The 18,936-nt window shown below is 46.6% G+C and carries 16 protein-coding genes; 12 read left to right on the top strand and 4 right to left on the bottom strand.

The window, feature by feature from the left end; all coding sequences use genetic code 11:
• Window positions 1-25 precede the first annotated feature (25 nt).
• The 8 genes from E0698_RS08290 (at window position 26) to E0698_RS08255 (ending at window position 7,577) form a co-directional block, all read left to right on the top strand.
• Window positions 26-997, top strand: a complete 972-nt coding sequence (locus E0698_RS08290) for a glycoside hydrolase family 43 protein (protein WP_192511240.1) — start codon at window positions 26-28, stop codon at window positions 995-997.
• 163 nt (window positions 998-1,160) lie between these two features.
• Complete coding sequence (locus E0698_RS08285; RefSeq protein WP_192511239.1) at window positions 1,161-1,352, top strand: hypothetical protein; 192 nt, start codon at window positions 1,161-1,163, stop codon at window positions 1,350-1,352.
• Window positions 1,353-1,460: 108 nt separating this feature from the next.
• The gene (locus E0698_RS08280) at window positions 1,461-3,569 is read left to right on the top strand and encodes a class I SAM-dependent methyltransferase (RefSeq protein WP_192511238.1); all 2,109 of its coding nucleotides are present in this window, start codon (window positions 1,461-1,463) and stop codon (window positions 3,567-3,569) included.
• Window positions 3,570-3,658: 89 nt separating this feature from the next.
• The gene (locus E0698_RS08275) at window positions 3,659-4,198 is read left to right on the top strand and encodes a GrpB family protein (RefSeq protein WP_192511237.1); all 540 of its coding nucleotides are present in this window, start codon (window positions 3,659-3,661) and stop codon (window positions 4,196-4,198) included.
• A gap of 25 nt (window positions 4,199-4,223) precedes the next feature.
• Window positions 4,224-4,874, top strand: a complete 651-nt coding sequence (locus tag E0698_RS08270) for a hypothetical protein (RefSeq protein ID WP_192511236.1) — start codon at window positions 4,224-4,226, stop codon at window positions 4,872-4,874.
• Between the two features lie 92 nt (window positions 4,875-4,966).
• Window positions 4,967-5,392, top strand: a complete 426-nt coding sequence (locus E0698_RS08265) for a VOC family protein (protein WP_053325184.1) — start codon at window positions 4,967-4,969, stop codon at window positions 5,390-5,392.
• A gap of 320 nt (window positions 5,393-5,712) precedes the next feature.
• The gene (locus E0698_RS08260; protein ID WP_192511235.1) at window positions 5,713-6,186 is read left to right on the top strand and encodes a MarR family transcriptional regulator; all 474 of its coding nucleotides are present in this window, start codon (window positions 5,713-5,715) and stop codon (window positions 6,184-6,186) included.
• Between the two features lie 155 nt (window positions 6,187-6,341).
• Window positions 6,342-7,577 carry an MFS transporter gene (locus tag E0698_RS08255; protein ID WP_192511234.1) on the top strand — a complete coding sequence of 412 codons (1,236 nt, stop codon included), beginning with the start codon at window positions 6,342-6,344 and terminating at the stop codon, window positions 7,575-7,577.
• Window positions 7,578-7,718: 141 nt separating this feature from the next.
• On the opposite strand, the gene nrdF is transcribed toward E0698_RS08255, so the two are convergent.
• The 3 genes from nrdF to nrdI form a co-directional block, all read right to left on the bottom strand.
• Entirely contained in the window at window positions 7,719-8,684 is a 966-nt protein-coding gene (gene nrdF / locus E0698_RS08250; RefSeq protein ID WP_149094861.1) for a class 1b ribonucleoside-diphosphate reductase subunit beta, read from the bottom strand.
• 207 nt (window positions 8,685-8,891) lie between these two features.
• The gene (gene nrdE, locus E0698_RS08245) at window positions 8,892-10,976 is read right to left on the bottom strand and encodes a class 1b ribonucleoside-diphosphate reductase subunit alpha (protein WP_192511233.1); all 2,085 of its coding nucleotides are present in this window, start codon (window positions 10,974-10,976) and stop codon (window positions 8,892-8,894) included.
• Window positions 10,963-11,322: a class Ib ribonucleoside-diphosphate reductase assembly flavoprotein NrdI gene (nrdI, locus tag E0698_RS08240; protein ID WP_134910268.1), complete on the bottom strand. Its 360-nt coding sequence runs from the start codon at window positions 11,320-11,322 to the stop codon at window positions 10,963-10,965. The genes nrdE and nrdI overlap by 14 nt, the downstream gene beginning before the upstream one ends.
• Before the next feature lie 405 nt (window positions 11,323-11,727).
• Between nrdI and E0698_RS08235 the strand changes: the two genes are divergently transcribed.
• Window positions 11,728-12,093, top strand: coding sequence for a DUF2500 domain-containing protein (locus E0698_RS08235; protein ID WP_238353915.1), 366 nt, complete (start codon window positions 11,728-11,730; stop codon window positions 12,091-12,093).
• Between the two features lie 64 nt (window positions 12,094-12,157).
• Window positions 12,158-12,730, top strand: a complete 573-nt coding sequence (locus tag E0698_RS08230) for a GNAT family N-acetyltransferase (protein ID WP_192511232.1) — start codon at window positions 12,158-12,160, stop codon at window positions 12,728-12,730.
• A gap of 324 nt (window positions 12,731-13,054) precedes the next feature.
• Here E0698_RS08230 and E0698_RS08225 read toward each other — a convergent pair whose 3' ends face one another.
• On the bottom strand, window positions 13,055-14,746 hold the full coding sequence (locus E0698_RS08225) for an ABC transporter substrate-binding protein (RefSeq protein WP_192511231.1): 1,692 nt from the start codon (window positions 14,744-14,746) through the stop codon (window positions 13,055-13,057).
• 281 nt (window positions 14,747-15,027) lie between these two features.
• Here E0698_RS08225 and E0698_RS08220 point away from each other — a divergent pair, with 281 nt between their 5' ends.
• Window positions 15,028-16,095 carry a LacI family DNA-binding transcriptional regulator gene (locus E0698_RS08220; RefSeq protein ID WP_192511230.1) on the top strand — a complete coding sequence of 356 codons (1,068 nt, stop codon included), beginning with the start codon at window positions 15,028-15,030 and terminating at the stop codon, window positions 16,093-16,095.
• 210 nt (window positions 16,096-16,305) lie between these two features.
• Entirely contained in the window at window positions 16,306-18,858 is a 2,553-nt protein-coding gene (locus tag E0698_RS08215; RefSeq protein WP_192511229.1) for a beta-mannosidase, read from the top strand.
• Window positions 18,859-18,936 lie beyond the last annotated feature (78 nt).

The following is an 18,936-nucleotide window of genomic DNA, read 5'->3' as shown; positions in this document are numbered from 1 at the left end:
TACTTATATAGAGGAGAGAAGAACCATGAATCAACCTGTACCTTTTATTAATCCGGTTATTGAGCAACGTGCAGATCCCTGGATTTACAAGCATAGTGACGGATATTATTACTTTACCGGGTCCGTACCCGAGTATGATCGCATTGAGGTTCGACGGGCACTTACCATTCAGGGATTAAATACAGCAGAGCCTATCGCCGTGTGGCACAAATATGAAACAGGCCCGTTAAGCGCCAACATTTGGGCACCGGAAATTCATTTTATTGATGGCAAATGGTACATTTATTTTGCAGCGGCCCGCACTACAGAAACGAAGGAAGGCCTGTTCGACCACCGGATGTTCGTGCTGGAAAATGCTTCGGCCAACCCGCTGGAAGGAGAATGGGTGGAAAAGGGGCAGATCAAAACCCGTTGGGAAACGTTCGCGCTTGATGCGACAACCTTCCAGCATCATGGAGTTCTGTATTATGTATGGGCACAGAAGGACCCGGACATTGTCGGTAATTCCAATCTGTACATTTCTGAAATGAGCAATCCGTGGACGCTGCGCGGTGAGCAGGTGATGATCTCCACCCCTGAATATGATTGGGAAGTCATTGGTTTTAAGGTGAATGAAGGAGCGGCAGTTCTGAAACGGAACGGACGAATCTTTATCAGTTATTCAGCCAGCGCCACCGATTACAATTATTGCATGGGACTGCTGACAGCGGACGAAAATGCAGACCTGCTCGACCCGAAATCGTGGACGAAATCACCTCAGCCTGTATTTTGCACGAATGAGGAAACGGGCCAGTTTGGACCGGGTCATAACAGCTTTACGGTTGGGGCTGACGGTAATGATGTCATCGTGTATCATGCACGGAACTACAAGGAAATTACGGGTGACCCGCTGTATGACCCGAATCGCCATACACGTGTCCAGCCGTTGAACTGGAATGAGGACGGAACGCCTGATTTTGGCATTCCTGTACCGGATGGAGTTCCTGCCGGTAAATAAGCGATACGAATGGTACAGGAGTTGACGTGTTGCATAGAAGCCCCGCAACTTTCTGAACGAGGCAGAGAATAATAAATTAACTGCATATAACAAGGGTGATAAGATATTTTCTAAGCCGTAAGGCTGGGAGATATCTTTTTGTTTTCGCAGTACCTTTGCCACGGTGAAAGAGGATCATCGGGGCAGGCTCGAATTTCTGCAAATCCCCGGTACGGATACTTGTGTCGTAGCGATTCATGATTATGTGCCGTCCCAGCCCTGGTTTATTTATAAATACACTCAGGCCAAAGTGCATCTGGGGGTCATGTATGCGTTTGGCAAGCATGTCAAACGCAGGATTGATAAAAATGTTTAATATTTTCCACGGGGTGGAAGCTGCAAATGTATGGTAAAGTGTAGTTTATACAAGGCTCTTACCTATCACACGTTTATACCGAATCCGAATCAATCGAGGTGAGGAAAAATGCTGCAATCGTTAAAAGCCATTGCTAACTATCGGAAAGAAAACGATCTGGCCTGGGATACGCCGACTTGGCTGAAACTGCTCGTTTCGGCTGAGGAGCGTATTGTGAATCTGGAACGCATCCACTCTATAGGGGAGTTAAAGGATGCTAATCCCGTACTGGATTATGTGGAGCGTACGTTGCTTATTTTGGACGGGCTTCCGCTGTCTTTCTGGATTAAGGAGCTGCTGGAAGACGTGCTGGTATGGTCTGAGACGGCCAAAGGAGGCACAGTTCGCGAACGGCTGCGCTGGCAGCAGGAGGGCATCAATTTATTTGTGCATAATATCGGTTCCGCCCAGCTGTACGTCAGACAGGCTCAAGCGGAGAAACCGGTGTTTCCCCGCAATACTATGACTCGGATTCTGATTGAGACCCATGGATTAATCGGACAATATATACGGGGCGAAATTCCTTTTGCGGAAAATCGGGCGCTGCTGGAAATTACCCGTAAGGGCTGGTTAAGCCACGAGGAACTGGAGCTTGCCTTACGGGCGCTGAACGAGTGCATTATCGCTGGGGTAGACCCTGAATTATGGGAGCAGGTACGGAGTGAAGTGGAGCAACTGATTGGCTGGATCGCATGGGATAACGCGCCTGTGGCCTGGAGTGTAAAGGAACGACTGGAGAGATTACGATCGGTTTCTATTCATGAAGGGGAGCCATTTGAGCAGGCTTATGCCGAGCTGGAGCGCGAGTTGAATGTAGATAAGGCGCTGACTCCGTTGGAAAATCGAACGCTTTGGTATGTGGAGTCGGCTTTACAGGATTTTTCGCTTCAGGAGCTGGTGAAGGTATTTTTGCTCACGTTACGGGATGGTACGGGACAGGAATTGCCTGCAACGGTGCGTCATATCAGCTTTGAATCGCTCATGAACACCATGCATTATGACTATCGCGGCATCAAGAAAATTAACGTTTATAAAAAACGGATGATTGAAAAATATTTACACGCGTTATCCTGGCAGGATATCTTGAAAGGAAAACGGAAGCATAATCCTCATTTGAATGTGATCGTGGAGCATAAAGAGGAACTGCCGAGTACCGTTTTTTTCAATTTTCATTTTTCATCTGCGGCTGAGAAGCTGATCGACTTTTGCATCGAGGCGGAAAAAACGCCTTTGTATGACAAAGCTATATTACTACTGTTTGACCTGTTCGGCTTGCGCCGTGATGCTTATGATCGTTTTCACAATGAGGAGACGTACCTTACGGACATGAACCTAACTGTAGATTACAAAAAGGTCATTCTGGATTACGTGACGGGAACTCGTGTACTGGATATCGGACCGGGCGGGGGTGTGCTGCTGGACCTGATTGAACAGGAGATACCAGACGCGAAGCCGCTGGGACTTGATATTTCTGTGAATGTTATTGAAGCGCTCAAACGTAAAAAGCAATTGGAGGGCCACCGCTGGGATGTTATTAAAGGAGATGCTCTCCAACTGGAGGAATTTATAGAGCCGGGGAGCATGGATACGGTCATTTTCTCTTCCATTCTCCATGAGCTGTATTCTTACATCGAACGGGATGGAACCCGATTCAATCTGCATACGGTAGAGGCTGCTTTGCAAAGCGCCTATCGTGTGCTGGCACCGGGCGGACGGATCATTATCCGTGACGGCATTATGACTGAACCGGTAGAACAGCGCAGACGAATCCGGTTCCTGGAGCCGGACGGAATGGAATGGCTGTTGCGATATGCCAAAGATTTTACAGGTCGCGACATTGAAGTGGAGCGTGTGAGTGAGCATGTGGCTATTTTGCCTGTGAACGATGCGATGGAATTTCTATACACCTACACGTGGGGAACAGAAGCTTATGTGCATGAAGTGCAGGAGCAGTTTGGGTATTTAACTCCTTCACAGTATGAAGAGTGTATTCGTCGCACGCTTGGATCGCAGGCAATAATTCGTGAAAGTCGTCACTATTTGCAGGAGGGCTATGCGGAAGCGCTGGCCGGGCGTATTGAATTTACCGATGAGCAGGGAGAGCCGGTTCCTTTGCCAGACAGTACCTGTCTGATCGTGATTGAGAAGCCGAATAATAGGGCTGGAGTTGCTGAATGATTTTTAATTTGAACAAGAGAATGCCTTCTGATTTGTGCCAAGCACGATTAGAAGGCATTTTTAGAAAACTAGGGGAGGTGTGTTCATGTATGTCCTCACAGGTGGAGATATCCGGGTATGATTCGCAGTGGGCGGAAGAGTATACGCGAGAGCGAGCGAAAATTGTAGAGACTCTCAGAGGTGTATGTGTCGGCATAGAGCATATCGGTAGTACGTCCGTTCTTAATCTGGGAGCTAAGCCTATTATTGATATTATGGTTGGAGTGGAAGATTTGGCAAGTATTCAATCCGAACATCGGGAGCGCTTACTAGGTATTCAATATGAATATGTACATAAGCCTGATTTTCCAAAGAGAGCTTTCTTTCGCCGTGGAGAATGGGGAGCTGGGACCCATCATTTGCATATTTACAAGTATAAAGGTGAGCATTGGGAAAACCATCTATTGTTCAGAGATTACTTAAAAGCGCATCCTGAGGGCCTGCGAGCGTATGACAATTTAAAAAAAGATTTGGCGTACCAATTCAAATATGAACGTGCAGCTTATACCGAAGCCAAAGGACCGTTTATTCGGCAGATGGTTGAGCAGGCGAAGCTTGAAAGAAATAGGCAGGGACAGATGAATTCTTAGTACGCATGGACAAGGTGGAGGAATGATGAAGAATATGATGCTTGATGCACAGGTAACGCCGGATTTTTTAAAAGACAGAATGATGCTGCTGTCAGCGCTGGACATTATATTGTCTCCAGAAGATTGGTTACGCACGTATCGTATGCAGTCTGAATGGTCTGGTGATGTGTGCCTGGGTGAGGTGAACAACGGCGCTGGAGATACGATTCATATGTTGTGGATGCGTGGAGGTGTGCTGTTGAAGGGTTTTGACCACGAATCCCCTGTAAGTCCTCATGCGAGAGACGAATATGAGGTCTGGCCGGGCATGTATGACGGTGTGCCTGATGATATGATGGAGCTTTTGGAAGACGAAGCGCTGGAGAAGGAGGACGTTACCTTTTGTATGTGGAGGGAAGCGGGAGATACGGCATGGCGTATGGGCAACGTGAACATCCCCGAGGCGTATGATGATGGTGCTTCCTTTTTACTGGGGAAACTTATAGTTACACCGGAGGAATATCAGGAATGGGCTGAAAGTTACTATGAGTTGGTGATTTCTCTAGAGGTGGTAAGCCAGATTTTCAACGGTGTTCCGATCACTACACAGATGATCTCTGCACTTCATCCACAGCGTGACGTTACGGAAGCGATAAAGGAGCTAAAGCAGCTTGGCGTTCAGGTGCATGAAAGCTAAGAATTCAGATTTGTTTTTCTTGACAAGTTTTGTATATAATATAGGAGAAATGGCTGGGTTAATCGCCTTGAATTAAAGGAGCTGTGTTGAAGATGTCCAAACGTTTGATTCCTTACATCACGATGGATGGAAATGCAAAAGAAGCAATCGAATTTTATGAAGAGGCATTGGATGCTCAACTGCTTTTTATTCAAACCTTTGGGGAAATGCCGGAAAACCCCGATTTTCCCATTCCCGCAGAGGTCAAGGAACGTGTTGGACATGCTACCCTTAAAGTGGGTGAGACAGAGCTCATGTTTTCTGATACCTTTCCCGGATCACCGTTTAGCAGCGGGAATCAGGTGAGCATCTGTATTACAACCGATAGTGTGGAGCAAGCTCAAAAAATGTTTGATGCTCTACAGCAAGGAGGACAGGTGGGAATGCCTTTGCAGGAAACCCATTTTAGTCCAGCTTATGGGAATGTAACAGACAAGTTTGGTGTCACCTTTCAAATGTTCACAGAGGCTCGGTCTTAAGAAATGGAAAACGGCTCGATTTCGCTACTTTAGCGATCTGGCCGTTTTTTTGCGTGCATGTCCTCGTCTGAAAAATAAATATACATACATAAAGCATGGGGAGTGATATCTTTTTTTACCCTGCTGCCGTTTAGTGGATTGGTTTATTTAATCAATTATTATCAAATGATAACTAGCGTTTATTTACTGAATGCTTAGACGCTTTCGGTTCTCTTTTTTCACGTATAGCTCAATTCCTAAAATAAATTATTTAATATTTTGAACTGGAAACAAAAATTTAATATAATATTGTAATGCACCAACGGGTGGGAGGATAGACCATGAACAAAGAAGAACAGGTCTTAATGGGTTTCAGGGACTTATATAACAAGATGGTTTGGCTTAATAAGGATAAGATGGAAGACAGTCTTAAGGGTTATAAGCCTTCTGAAGTACATTGCATCGAATACATTGAAAAAAATGTAGATTCCAATGTGACAAAACTTGCGGAGTCCTTTTATGTGACTCGCGGTGCCATAAGTAAAATAACGAAGAAGCTCATAAAAAAAGGCCTTATCGAAAGCTACCAGAAGTCGGATAACAAGAAAGAAATCTATTTTAGGCTTACGGAGCAAGGGAAAGTAATTTATAAAATCCATGAGGACCTGCACAAAGAGTTTCAAGAGCGAGATAAAGTCGTATTTGAGCAGGTAACCGAGGAACAATTTGACAGTATGCTTAACTTCGTGGAAAAGTATAATAGGCATTTGGATGCAGAAATAAAGAAACTGGGTGTAGATATTAAGTCGGAATAAATTTGAATAATGAAAATGAAACCACAGGCAGCCGGGCTCTATTGAGAACAGGCTGCCTTTTTATCGTTATCATTTTGTTGACAAGGAAACAAAGTAGCGATACGATAATAATGTTTCCAAGGAAATAAAACCACAGCTTTTGAGGGGAGAATTTAATGTTCAAATTTAGATCACACAATGAACAGAACACAGAACAAACCGTAGATAAACACGCTTTAATATTCGGTCTTATCTCTGTGTTTCTTTGCGGAATAGGCTTCAGTATCATAGCACCTGTCGTCCCATTCTTAGTACAGCCTTATATAAGCAATCCGGGAGAACAAGCTATCGTTGTCACGCTGCTGACCTCTGTTTATGCCTTCTGCGTGTTTTTTGCGGCCCCCGTACTTGGAGCTCTGAGCGACAAATATGGCCGTCGTCCATTGCTCTTAGTATGCCTTTTGGGTTCCGCAATCGGGTACTTGGTTTTTGGCATAGGAGGAGCTCTATGGGTACTATTTGCGGGGCGCATAATAGAGGGTATAACAGGTGGGAGCATAAGCACGATCTTCGCATATTTTGCAGACATCATTCCTCCAGAACAGAGAACCAAATACTTTGGATGGGTGAGTGCGGTTGTAGGTGTAGGCACTGTCATTGGCCCAACTGTAGGCGGATTACTTGCCAAGTTTGGTTATTCTGTACCCATGTATTTTGGAGCAATCATAACTTTAGTAAATGTTATATATGGATTCTTTTTTATGCCTGAGAGCCTTGACAAGAAACATAGACTGAAAGAAATTACTTTTGTAAGACTTAATCCATTCATACAGCTTGCAAACCTGCTTTCCATGAAAAACTTAAACAGGCTACTTATCTCAGCGTTCTTACTTTGGATACCCAACGGATCTTTACAGGCCATTTTTTCACAATTTACAATGGATACTTTCAGTTGGAAGCCTGCACTAATCGGACTTATGTTCTCAATTATAGGTTTCCAAGACATCATTTCACAAGGTTTCATAATGCCAAAGCTTTTGATAAAACTTAATGATAAACAGATAGCAATTCTTGGAATGGTTTCGGAGATTATAGGCTACAGTCTTATTGCGCTATCTACTTTGTTCTCATTCTATCCTCTTTTTATCGCTGGAATGTTTATATTTGGTTTTGGTGATTCGATCTTTGGACCTTCATTCAATGGGATGCTCTCCAAGTCTGTCGATTCTAGTGAACAAGGAAGGATTCAAGGAGGTAGCCAATCTATTCAGGCTTTAGCAAGAATGATTGGGCCTATCATTGGAGGTCAAATCTATGTATCACTTGGTCATGCCGCACCCGCTTTTATGGGTGTGATCCTTATAGCAGCGGCAATACCAGTTTTATATAAGAGAACGTATGTAAATATGTAAACTACCTACTTTCTTTAGGCAATAGGGTTTCAGAACTTAGGGACAAGTTCTGAAACCCTATTTGTTTACAGTCTGAGCCATCCGCATGCGGATGGCTCTTCATAGTATCACCTTGCTAAATTAATTTCACGTATTTTGTATTTATACGCCAAAATTAAAATCATCATCTGTCAGCGGCTCCACATTCATTGCACGCACGTAGCCGTTTCCTTTTTTAGAAAAGAAATCGTGCTGCTTGGTGTGGGTGCTGATGCCGTTGAATACAATTGGATTAACTTCTTCTTCTTCAAACAGTGGATCAAAGCCCAAGTTCATCATGGCCTTGTTGGCGTTGTAGCGCAAAAAGACTTTCACATCGTCTACGAGTCCAATAGGAGCATAAATTTGCTCGGTGTATTGTTCCTCGTTATTGTGCAAGTAGCGCAGCAACCCTACCAGCGTCTGGTACAGATCCCGTTGCTCTTCCTCGTCCAGCTCTGCATAAATCTCCTGTGCCAGCACACCCACATAAACACCGTGAATACTTTCGTCCCGTAAAATCAGGTCGATAATTTCTCCGCTGCATGTCATCTTGCCCTGACCCGCCAGATAGAGAGGGTAGAAGAAGCCGCTATAAAATAAATAGCTTTCCAACAGCACGGACGCTGCCATCGCGAGATACAGGTCTTTGGGTGTGTGGATATTCATATAATACTGACGAATGGTTTCCGCCTTGGTCTGGAGATGCGGATTTTCCTCTACCCAACGGAATACACCGTCAATCTCTTCCGTAGAAGCCAGGGTTGTAAAAATACTGCTGTACGACTTCGCATGAATTTGCTCCATCATCGCCATAAAGCTCAGTACAGCTTTGCGTTGCAGCCCGTCCACATGCTCCATAATTTGCGGCATACCCACGCCGCCTTGAATCGTGTCAAGCAACGTCAAGCCGCCGAGCACCTTCATGTAGGCATCTTTTTCAATATCACTGAGGGTGACCCAGCTCATTTTATCGTCGGACAGCGGAATTTCATCATCCGTCCAAAATTGCATAATGTTCTGATTCCAGAACATCAATGTGAAATCATCGTCCGAGCGGTTCCAGTTTACAGCTTGTATACCTGTCATTGTTTAGCATTCTCCCTTCAGCTTCCGAGATTTCCTAGAGTCACAATAAGGTGATGTAGGCGAATCATCGTATGCTTGACATACGGAAGCTGCATCCGCGAGGCCGTGTCCCAACCCATAAAGGGCGGAACATCGAGCTGGATACAGCTTCTAATGAAAAGCATCCATATATATGAGGTCTTCTAATGTTAATTTATGAGCATGGTCTTAGATTGAGCAGGTGAGGCACTCTTCTACAGACAGCTTTTTGGTACGTGTGTAGTACAACGATTTGAGTCCTTTGTGAGCAGCATACAGATAGCAACGCGCCAATTGGCGTGTAGTCACGTCACTGTTCACATGAAGCACGGTCGAAATCCCTTGATCCACGTGAGGCTGGATTTCTGCAATCAGGTCAAGCACTTTGAACTGATCCATTTGATAAGCGGATTTATAAAAGAACACATTATCTCTTTGCAAGTAAGGCATTGGATAATAGGTCGTCGAATTCGCATAGGTACGTGTTTCAATTTGTTCCACGATTGGCATCACGCTGGACGTCGCATTTTGAATATATGAAATGCTGGCCGTCGGCGCAATCGCCATACGGTAAGCGTGATACAGGCCGTTCTTCTGCACGTCTGCTTTCAGCTTGCCCCAATCCTCCGGAGAAGGAATATAGATGTCGTTGAACAGCTCTTGTACGCGTGCCGTTGTCGGACGGTAATCGGTATTCAGATAACGGTCAAAATACACCCCAGTCGCGTAATCCGATTCCTCAAAGCCATAAAAGCTTTGTCCGGCCGCTTGCGCGATTTCCATGCTTTTCTCCAAAGAGTGATAGTTCATTGTCATGAAGAAGGTACGGACAAAATCCTTCGCTTCGTTGCTTTCATAAGCAATTTTGTTCTTGGCAAGGTAGCCGTGCAGGTTCATGACACCCAGACCGACAGAATGCATCTCACGGTTTGCCTTGGCAACACCCGGCGCGTTCGCGACTTGGGTCATATCGCTGACCGAGGTCAAGGCAATCATACCCTCGTGAACGGATTCGCGGATTTTCCCATGCTCCATCACATTTACAATGTTGAGAGAAGCCAGATTACAGCTGATATCCCGACGGATTGTATCCTGTTGGCCGTAATCTGTAATTTCAGAGGTTTCCTGTAATTGGAAAATTTCTGTGCACAGGTTTGACATTTTAACCTGGCCCACGTTTTTAAGAGCATGTGCCTGATTCGCGTTACTTTTGTTCATCATGTATGGATAGCCGGATTCCAACTGGATCATGGCAATTTTGGTCAGCATGTCACGCGCGCTCATCGCTACCTTTTTCTTCACCCGGTCGTCAGCGAGCAGTGTATCGTACATTTCATCTAGATCCATATCGTCCAGATGGGTACCGTAGGCCTTGTATACACTGTAAGGAGCGAATACATGCAACGGCTCATTATCCTGAGCCAGCTTATAAAAGCGGTTCGGTACAATCAGTCCGATGGAGAGTGTCTTCAGGCGCACTCTTTCGTCGGCATTGATTTTTTTACTATCCAGGAACTCCAGTACATCCCATCCGAAAATGTTGTAGTATGCTGCACCGGAGCCTTTACGTTGACCCATCTGATCCGCGTAAGAGAAGCCGTCCTCCATCAGCTTCAGCACAGGCATAATTCCTTTAGCCGCGCCTTCTACACCTTTAATCGCCTCGCCGCGTGACCGCAGTTTCGACAAGTTGACCGCGACACCGCCGCCGATTTTGGACAACTGCATGCAAGTGTTTAGCACGTAGTTGATCGAATTGAGGGAATCGTCCATTTCGAGCAGGAAGCAGGACACCAGTTCTCCACGACGGCTTTTGCCTGCATTCAGGAAGGTTGGCGTTGCCGGCTGGAGACGCTGCTCCATCATCGAGCGGGACAACAGGCGAGCCGTATCGGCGTTACCGCGTCCCAAATGCAGGGCGACGACCGCCACCCGGTCAGGGTAGTGCTCCAGATAAACCTTACGGTCATTACTCTTCACTGCATAATCCGTATAAAACTTGGATGCTGCCATATAGGAAGGGAATTTAAAATTATAACTATGAGTGATATGGAAAATATCCTTAATTTCGTCAGCTGTATAGCTACTATAGAAATTTTCGTAATAATCATTCTCAATCATGTAGAGCACTTGAGCCGCTGTATCCGCAAACTTCAAGCTCCGTTCTTCGACTTCCTTCATAAACTCGTCTACAGCCTCTTGGTCCTTTTCCAATTGGAAAAAGCCGTCTGTATCGCGTTTCATCAACATGTTGTTCAGTTCAATATGCCGCAACTCGGCTCACCTCCTGTTTGAAACGCTCTACATCGCCGAACGTTCCGGATAATTCAAATTTACTGATGACAGGCACGTTATAATGGTCGGAGATCAAATCCGCGCTTTTGGCAAAGCTCTCGCCCCAGTTACGGTTGCCGCTGGCAGCCACACCCACGAGGTTTTGAGCATTTTTTTGCAAAAAGGAAGATACCTTCTCAGGTATCTGTCCAAACCCCGTTGTATATGTAATGAGTACGTATGGTTCCTCTATAGTCATTTGCTCCTGGATTTGGACCGCCGGAAGCTTGAGCTTCCCGATAAATCTTTTTACATTGCCGGTCTTGGAATCATAAGCAATCAGCATTGTATTCATCCTCCTTGACATTTGGCAAAACGGCATCTGCCCAAGGCTCGAAATCCTGTAAAGATTCGCAAACCCTTGCTGGCTGTGCTTCGCCAAAATTTTAACGTCTATTTATATCGGTACTTCCATATCTGTATTTTCAAGATATATGTGTAAAATACGCGTTATACACTATATTTAGAGTACGATTTCTATTTTATATCTATATATAGGTGAGGTCAATCACTTTTAAAAGGTTGGACACAAGGATTGGGGGCAAGTCCAAGCGGGGTGCGGGATAAGCAGAATAACTTTTTTTTTCATGCGAATTTTACAAATGTACTGGAGTTTTGAAGGATGAAGATGTACGATTTGTCAATAGGAGATACTGTGCTAAATCTACCTTTTACTGTAGGGGGAATACGTATGATGGGAAATGGATTTATGGATTCAGGGTCGTTTGAGGCCATATTTTTTATCGTTTTTGGAATCATTGCAATTGGATTTATCGCTATCATTGCCAAGGCAATCGGTACGGGGCTTTCGAATCAAGCCGCTGAGTTGGAACAACGTTCATGTAAGGTGGTGGACAAGAGAACGAGAGTTCGCGGGGGCTCAGGCGATTTTTTAGCTTCGACAGTTTATTATGTTACTTTTGAGTTTGATGGGGGCGAGCGCAAGGAGCTGGAGGTGAAGGATAGGGATTTTGGTATGATTGTTACTGGAGATCGTGGGGAGCTTCGTTATAAAGGCACGCTCTTTCTGGAGTTCGTGAGAGCGATGGAAGCATAAGCTGAATTACCTGAGGGCAGGTAACTGCCAGGATACCCATACATAACCGAAGGGAAGATGTACTATGCCGCATATTATTGGGGAACGCATCGTGCTGAGAGAGTATCGTCAGGAGGATATACCGGAAATACGAAAATGGGTCAATGACCCGGATATTACACGCGGTTTGAGCGATGTTTTTACTTATCCTCATTCTCAGACGAATAGCGAAGCCTACGTACAGATGATGATCGACGGTAACTCCGAGATGAAGGGCTTTGTCATTGCACATAAAGACACACTGGACTATATTGGACAACTGGATTTATTTAAAATCAACTGGTTGAATCGGCATGCCACGCTCGGCATTGTGATTGGACGCGACGATAATCTAGGCAAAGGCTACGGACGTGAAGCGATCCGGCTATTACAGAAATTTGTATTTCATACACTGAACCTGAATCGGCTGGAGCTGGAGGTCTATGCATACAACGAGCGTGCATATCGCTGCTATCTGGCCTGCGGCTTCAAGGAGGAAGGTCGGCTGCGGCAAAAGCTGTTCAGGGAAGGCCAATACTATGACATCATCCAGATGGGGATTTTGCGAAGTGAGTATGAGGCTGCGGAGCAAACGACGGAATCTTCGCAGAACGTGTAGGGAAACAGACAGTCATCATCGTGTCATGTATATATGGAACGAAACAGAACGTTCAATGTAAAAGGGCTGAACAGCATTAGGCTGTCAGCCCTGTAATCTTTCATTCATATAAGCCAAACTCGAACTATAAGCTGACTTTAAAAAAATAAGCATCAAAACGGAGTAGGCGGAATGGTGCTGTACAAGCGAAGCGGTCGCTTTTGTCCCCGGATTTCTATCCTAGTTATATGATTATTAAGAAACCCGGGGGCGGTGGCGATGGCAAGCACCATCCGACTGCGTAGTGGCACGATAGGTAACTTTTAAGTTCAGCTTATTTGATCGTTATTTTTCCCCGTTCCACAGCTTGAGCCTATTTTGGATCAGTCCGGTGTAGATTTCTTCAGCCTTCGGCACACCTGCCTGATCCAACTCTTGGAGCATGCGGTCATAGACAGCATCAAATTGATCCGGCTTGGCGAGTACAGCTTCGGGAATCCGTTTGCGCACAATGTCCTGCGACTTCTGATAAATGACATTGTAGTTTGTATTGGTCGGGACGGGCATGTTGTAGGCGGCGCCCCATTCTTTTACCGGAAAATCCTTCTCGTTCGGGAACAGGTCCTTCCACGTTCGAGCATTGTAGGCTTGCAGGGATTTTTTTTCGGCCGGGCTGTAATTTTCGGTAATCATCTCTGGATAGTTCGTCGTATAGTAGTTGCCGGAAGGGTCTTTGATGCCGTCACCGTAATGCGGCCCCCATATCCAGTACAAACCGATGCCCGACTCTCTCGTAAAAGCGGAATTATCGGTGTTTTTACGTTGCTGCACATCGGCCGGAATAACTCGTTTGCCGTTCTCTACATTGTAATGCTGGCCTTCGATTCCCCAGTTGCGCAAAATTTGTCCTTCGTCGGAGGCCAGAAAATCCAGAAACTTGATGGCACGCACGGGATTTTTGCACGAGGTTGTAATTCCGATCCCGTATGCAGCATCAAACCCGAGCGGCTGGAGGGAATGATCCTCGTATTTCTCGCTTAACGTAACCGGGAAATGCGCGTAGGTAAATTCATCCTTGCCCGACGCTTTGAGTGCGTTTTCGGCATCCTGATAGTTCCATTCCTGATCGATGAGTCCAATCACACGACCTGCGGCGATTTTGGACTTGTATTGATCGCTTTTTTGCACAAAAGTGTCCTTATCCAGCAGTCCTTCGTTGTACATGTGATTCAGCCAGCGAAAATATTCCCGTTCCTCCGGGCGTTTGTAGTGGAGAATGGCTTTATGCGTCTTGGGGTCGATATAATACTCTCCATCATCCGGTCCGCCTGTAGCGGTAACTGCCGGATTGGTTACGGTAATTTGAATTTTCCAATCTTCGGCATCAAGGGAGAGGGGGATGGTAGGCTGACCGTTAGTGGTGGGGTATTTGGTGACATAGTCCTTGAGCGCTTTTTCAAAATCCTGAACGGTGCGGATTTTCGGATAGCCGAGCTTCTCAAGTGCCTGATGCTGGATTTCGAACCCGGCTTGTGCGTCAAATGCGATGTGATCTACGCCCAAATTGGTTGGGATCGTATAGATGGCAGGGTCGTCATGGCTATATTTAATACGGTTAAAATAATCTCCGTACACTTTCTTGATATTGGGGCCGTATTTGTCAATCAGGTCGGTTAAGTCAATGAGTGCCCCGGCATCGACCAGCTTGCCGACATCACTTTTGGGATAGACCAGATCAGGATACTCTCCGCTGGCAGCCATCAGAGCAAACTTTTCCTCACTCCGGCCATTGACGGCATGCTCCCCGTTCAGTGTGACGCCCGTTTTTTTGATGATTTCCTGCCCGACTGCATCCTTCATATTGTTCCAGTTGGAGCTGGCGTCACCACCAAAAAAAGTAAGTGTAACAGGGCTGGTGTCATCGGGATTTTCCTTTTCTGCCGTACCGCCTGTTCCGTTCGCGCAGCCCGTTGTCACGAGCAGCAGCAAAGCCAGGAGCAGGATGGAGCCTTGTCGTACCGACCTGTTTTTGAACATCTGCAAAATCCCCCTTTATAAGTATGATTTACATAATGTAAGTGCTTTCAATAGTAAATTGTAGGAAATAGCGAGCCTTCCGTCAAGTCATTTCTGTTGATTTGTTATGTGTTTGTTTTTTTATTATGCAAACATATTTTGGTGGATGGTGTGGATTTGTGCAAATCTATCGTTTGATGATCTAAAACAAAGTGTGCTACGATGATACCAGTTTATTAGTACGCCCATGTATTGGAAAGGCAGAGGCAGAAAAAAGATTCCGAATAGGGTTGGGTGAGAAGATGCGTGGAAAAGTAACGTTGCAGGAAATTGCGGATGCGGCGGGCGTTTCAAAGTTCGCTGTTTCGCGTGCATTGTCCGGCAAGCCCGGAGTAAGTGAGGAGACGAGGGCAGTGTTGGTCAAGCTGGCTGCCCAGATGGGCTATTTTCGCAATCATCCAAAGACAACGGGGGTGGAACCTCGGGACACGGATGCCGGGGAATGGTCGGGCACTGTGCTGGTGTTATTTCCGAATATACGGCACCAGAACAGAGAATCCAGGTATTGGGGTCCTGTGTTTGAAGGTATTTCCGAGCGTCTGAACCGAAAGGGGATGAACATGCTCACGTTAACGGAGCCTTCGACAGAGGATATGTTTTCTTTGCTGAATCCGGAGGCGATCAGGGGCATTATCACGGTGGGGTCGATTTCTACTTCTATATTGCTGAATATTTATCGGATGAGCATTCCGGTCGTCATGGTGGATCATTGGGATGCTGCGTTTTTAAGCGATACGGTGTTTACAGATAACCGCACATGTATGTCTGAACTCATGAGAAATGTGCTGTGCAGGGGCTATACCCGTTTTCAATTTGTCGGAAATATCGACGATGCTCACAGTTTCTATGAACGTTGGGAAGCTTTTCGCTCCACACTGGAGCTTGGAGGAATAGACTTAAAGCAAAACGGAGCTTTGCTCCACATGGGAGCGCAGAAGCTTGCCGAGGAATTGGACAAGCTGACCGAGGAGGAATTGCCGGAGATGTTTGTATGTGTGAATGATGTGACTGCCGGGCAAGTGGTGGATGCGCTCAAACAAAAGGGAATTGACGTCCCAAGGCGCTGTGGAGTGACTGGTTTTGACGATACGAGCGAGCAGATGCCGATTTATGCGACGGTGAGAGTGGATAAGGAACTGCTGGGCATGCGTGCGGTGGATCAATTGCTATGGCGCATAACCAACCCGGATTCGCCTATTGAGAAAAAGCTGTTACATGCAGATCTGGTCGTACGGGAGGGGTATGCGCCGCGGCTCAGTCAGGGTAACGATGAACATGAACACCCAATCAGCACAATCAAATATAGTTGACGTCCAGATATAGATGATCGAGCTCCGTACACGGGGGAAGATGAAAAGTCGCTTTTTAGCCTTTTGGGGCGAGGCGACTTTTCTTTGTTGTTTTTCGATTTGTTTTGTCATAAAAACGATTTGACTATTTTGTTAGCTTAATGTTATTTTTGTTATGTTTATATAGGAGTCCAGATGTTCCCAATCATCTTTACAGGGAGGATTGCGACGATGTTCAATGTGACAGGGTTGTATAACTGGAGGTTTAGGAACGCATCAGGTGATGAGTGGCTTAGCGCGAAAGTACCGGGATGTGTGCATACGGATCTTTTACGACATGGCAAAATTCCTGATCCTTTTATCGGAACGAACGAGGCGGAGGTACAATGGATTGACAAACAGGACTGGGTATACGAAGCCTGTTTTGAAATGAAAGCGGATCAGCTTCAGTGCCCATGTGTAGAACTGGTGCTGGAGGGCTTGGACACGTATGCGGAGGTACAAGTGAACGGGCATCCCGTTTTGTCAGCCAACAATATGTTTCGGATATGGAGGCGGGATGTGAAGGCATGGATTCAGCAGGGGGAGAATCGGCTGGAAATTGCATTCCGTTCTCCGGTAGCTGAGGATCTGCCCAAGCTGGAGCAACTGGGTTACGCTCTTCCCGCGCCAAATGATCAGTCCGAAGCAGGGGGGCTGACAGACAAAAAGGTAAGCGTTTTCGCACGTAAGGCTCCTTACCACTACGGCTGGGATTGGGGACCGAGGCTGGTGACAAGCGGCATTTGGAGAGAGGTGCGGGTGGAGGCATGGTCTGGTCTTATCGTTAGAGACTTGTTTATCCGGCAGGATGAAATCAGTGCAGACGGAGCCAGACTCACGGCTGTGGCAGAGATTGAGAATGCGGGTGAGATCAGAGAAGCCGATCTGCGTATATCCGCTGACGGCAGGGAGTGGTCGAAGCCTGTTCGTTTGCTGAAGGGAAGGCAAACGGTGGAGCTGGAGCTGTATATGGAGCAACCCAGGCTGTGGTGGTGCCGGGGACTTGGAGAGCCGCATCTATATACGTTTGCAGCCGAGCTTGTGCACCGGGATGAAGGAACGGTCATCGCGGAAAAAACGGTGAAGACGGGCTTGCGTTCCATTCGTCTTGTGCGTGAACGGGATGCGGCGGGAGAGGGCTTTTATTTTGAGCTGAACGAGGTTCCGGTGTTTGCGAAGGGAGCCAACCATATTCCGAATGACAGCTTTCCGACGGAAGTGACACGGGAGAGATATCGGCATGAGATTGCCAGCGCTGCCGCCTCTCATATGAACATGTTGCGGGTCTGGGGCGGCGGTATTTATGAGGAAGACGTATTTTACGAACTTTGTGATGAATACGGTTTATTGATATGGCAGGATTTTATGTTTGCGTGCAGTATGTACCCGGGAGATCAGGCTTTTTTGGACAATGTGGCAAAGGAAGCGGAGGACAACATCAAGCGTCTGCGCAATCATCCATGTATCGCTTTATGGTGCGGCAATAATGAGATTGATTCGGCTTGGGCGCATTATGAGGAGAACGGGGGCTGGGGCTGGAAAAAGGATTATACGCCAGCGCAGCGAGAGCGCTTGTGGTCTGATTATGAGACACTTTTCCACCGGATTTTACCGGAAGTGGTACACATCTGGTCCCCGCAGACGGCATATTGGCCCTCGTCTCCACTGATCGGCCTGTCTGGTGACCGAAATCAGCATGCTCATCCGTCTTCGACGGCGGGGGATGTTCATTACTGGGGCGTATGGCACGCATCTGAGCCGTTTGAAAATTACCATGTGCATGTGGGGCGTTTTATGAGTGAATATGGCTTTCAGTCCTTTCCCGAATACAAGTCCGTGCGCTTCTATGCAGAAGAGAATGAGCTGGAGCTGGAATCAACAGTAATGCTGGCGCATCAGAAGAACGGGGCAGGCAATCGCCTGATTAAAGAATATATGGAACGGTACATGCGGGAGCCGAAGGATTTTAAAGCTTTTCTTCCCATGAGTCAGATTTTACAGGCGGAAGCGATGAAAATGGCCATCGAGGCCCATCGGCGTCGCAAGTCTTACTGTATGGGCACATTGTATTGGCAGATGAATGATTGCTGGCCCGTTGCCTCCTGGTCGAGTATGGACTATTTTGGTCGCTGGAAGGCGCTGCAATATACGGCTAAGCGCAGCTTTGCCGATGTGCTGCTGAGCGTGGCAGATACGGAGCAGGGTAATAAGGAGCTGCATATTGTCAACGATACGCTAAAACCTGTTCAAGGCACGCTGCGGCTGACGCTTTTGCATATCCGGGGTAGTAAGGCCATCCGTGAAGAGGACATTCAGGTAGAGCAGCAAGCTAATGCGGCGGGGCCGGTACATATACTGCCTGCCGACAAATGGCTGAATGGCCTGAACCCTGCGGAGCATATGCTGGTCGCACGTCTGATAGAGCACGGTGAACAGGTGGCTTCCTGTGAAGTTTATTTTGCTGATACAAAAGAGATGGATTTGCCACAGCCGAATATTGAAGTGATAGAAGTACAAGGAAGCGGAGGAAGCCGCTTTAACCTTCGCTCGGATGTACTGGCGAGGCATGTATGGCTGTCAGCAGAGCAGGAAGGCATTTTCAGCGATAATCATCTGGATCTGGCACCTGGTATTCCGAAAACGGTGGAATTTTTGGCTCTTGGCAGGGGGGGCTCGGCTTTTGAGGTAGCTTCTCCGGGCAAGCTGACGGTACGTTCATTGGTAGATTGGATACAAGGTTAGAGAACAGTTCAGGTTTATCCGTACTTCATTTAGGCGGATAAGCCTTTTTTTGCTGTATAAATGATTTTGTGATGATAT

It is taken from the genome of Paenibacillus sp. 23TSA30-6 (assembly GCF_014858585.1).
Lineage (GTDB): Bacteria > Bacillota > Bacilli > Paenibacillales > Paenibacillaceae > Paenibacillus.
Note: the sequence above shows the minus strand (reverse complement) of the source record. Positions and strands in the feature narration are given on the sequence as shown.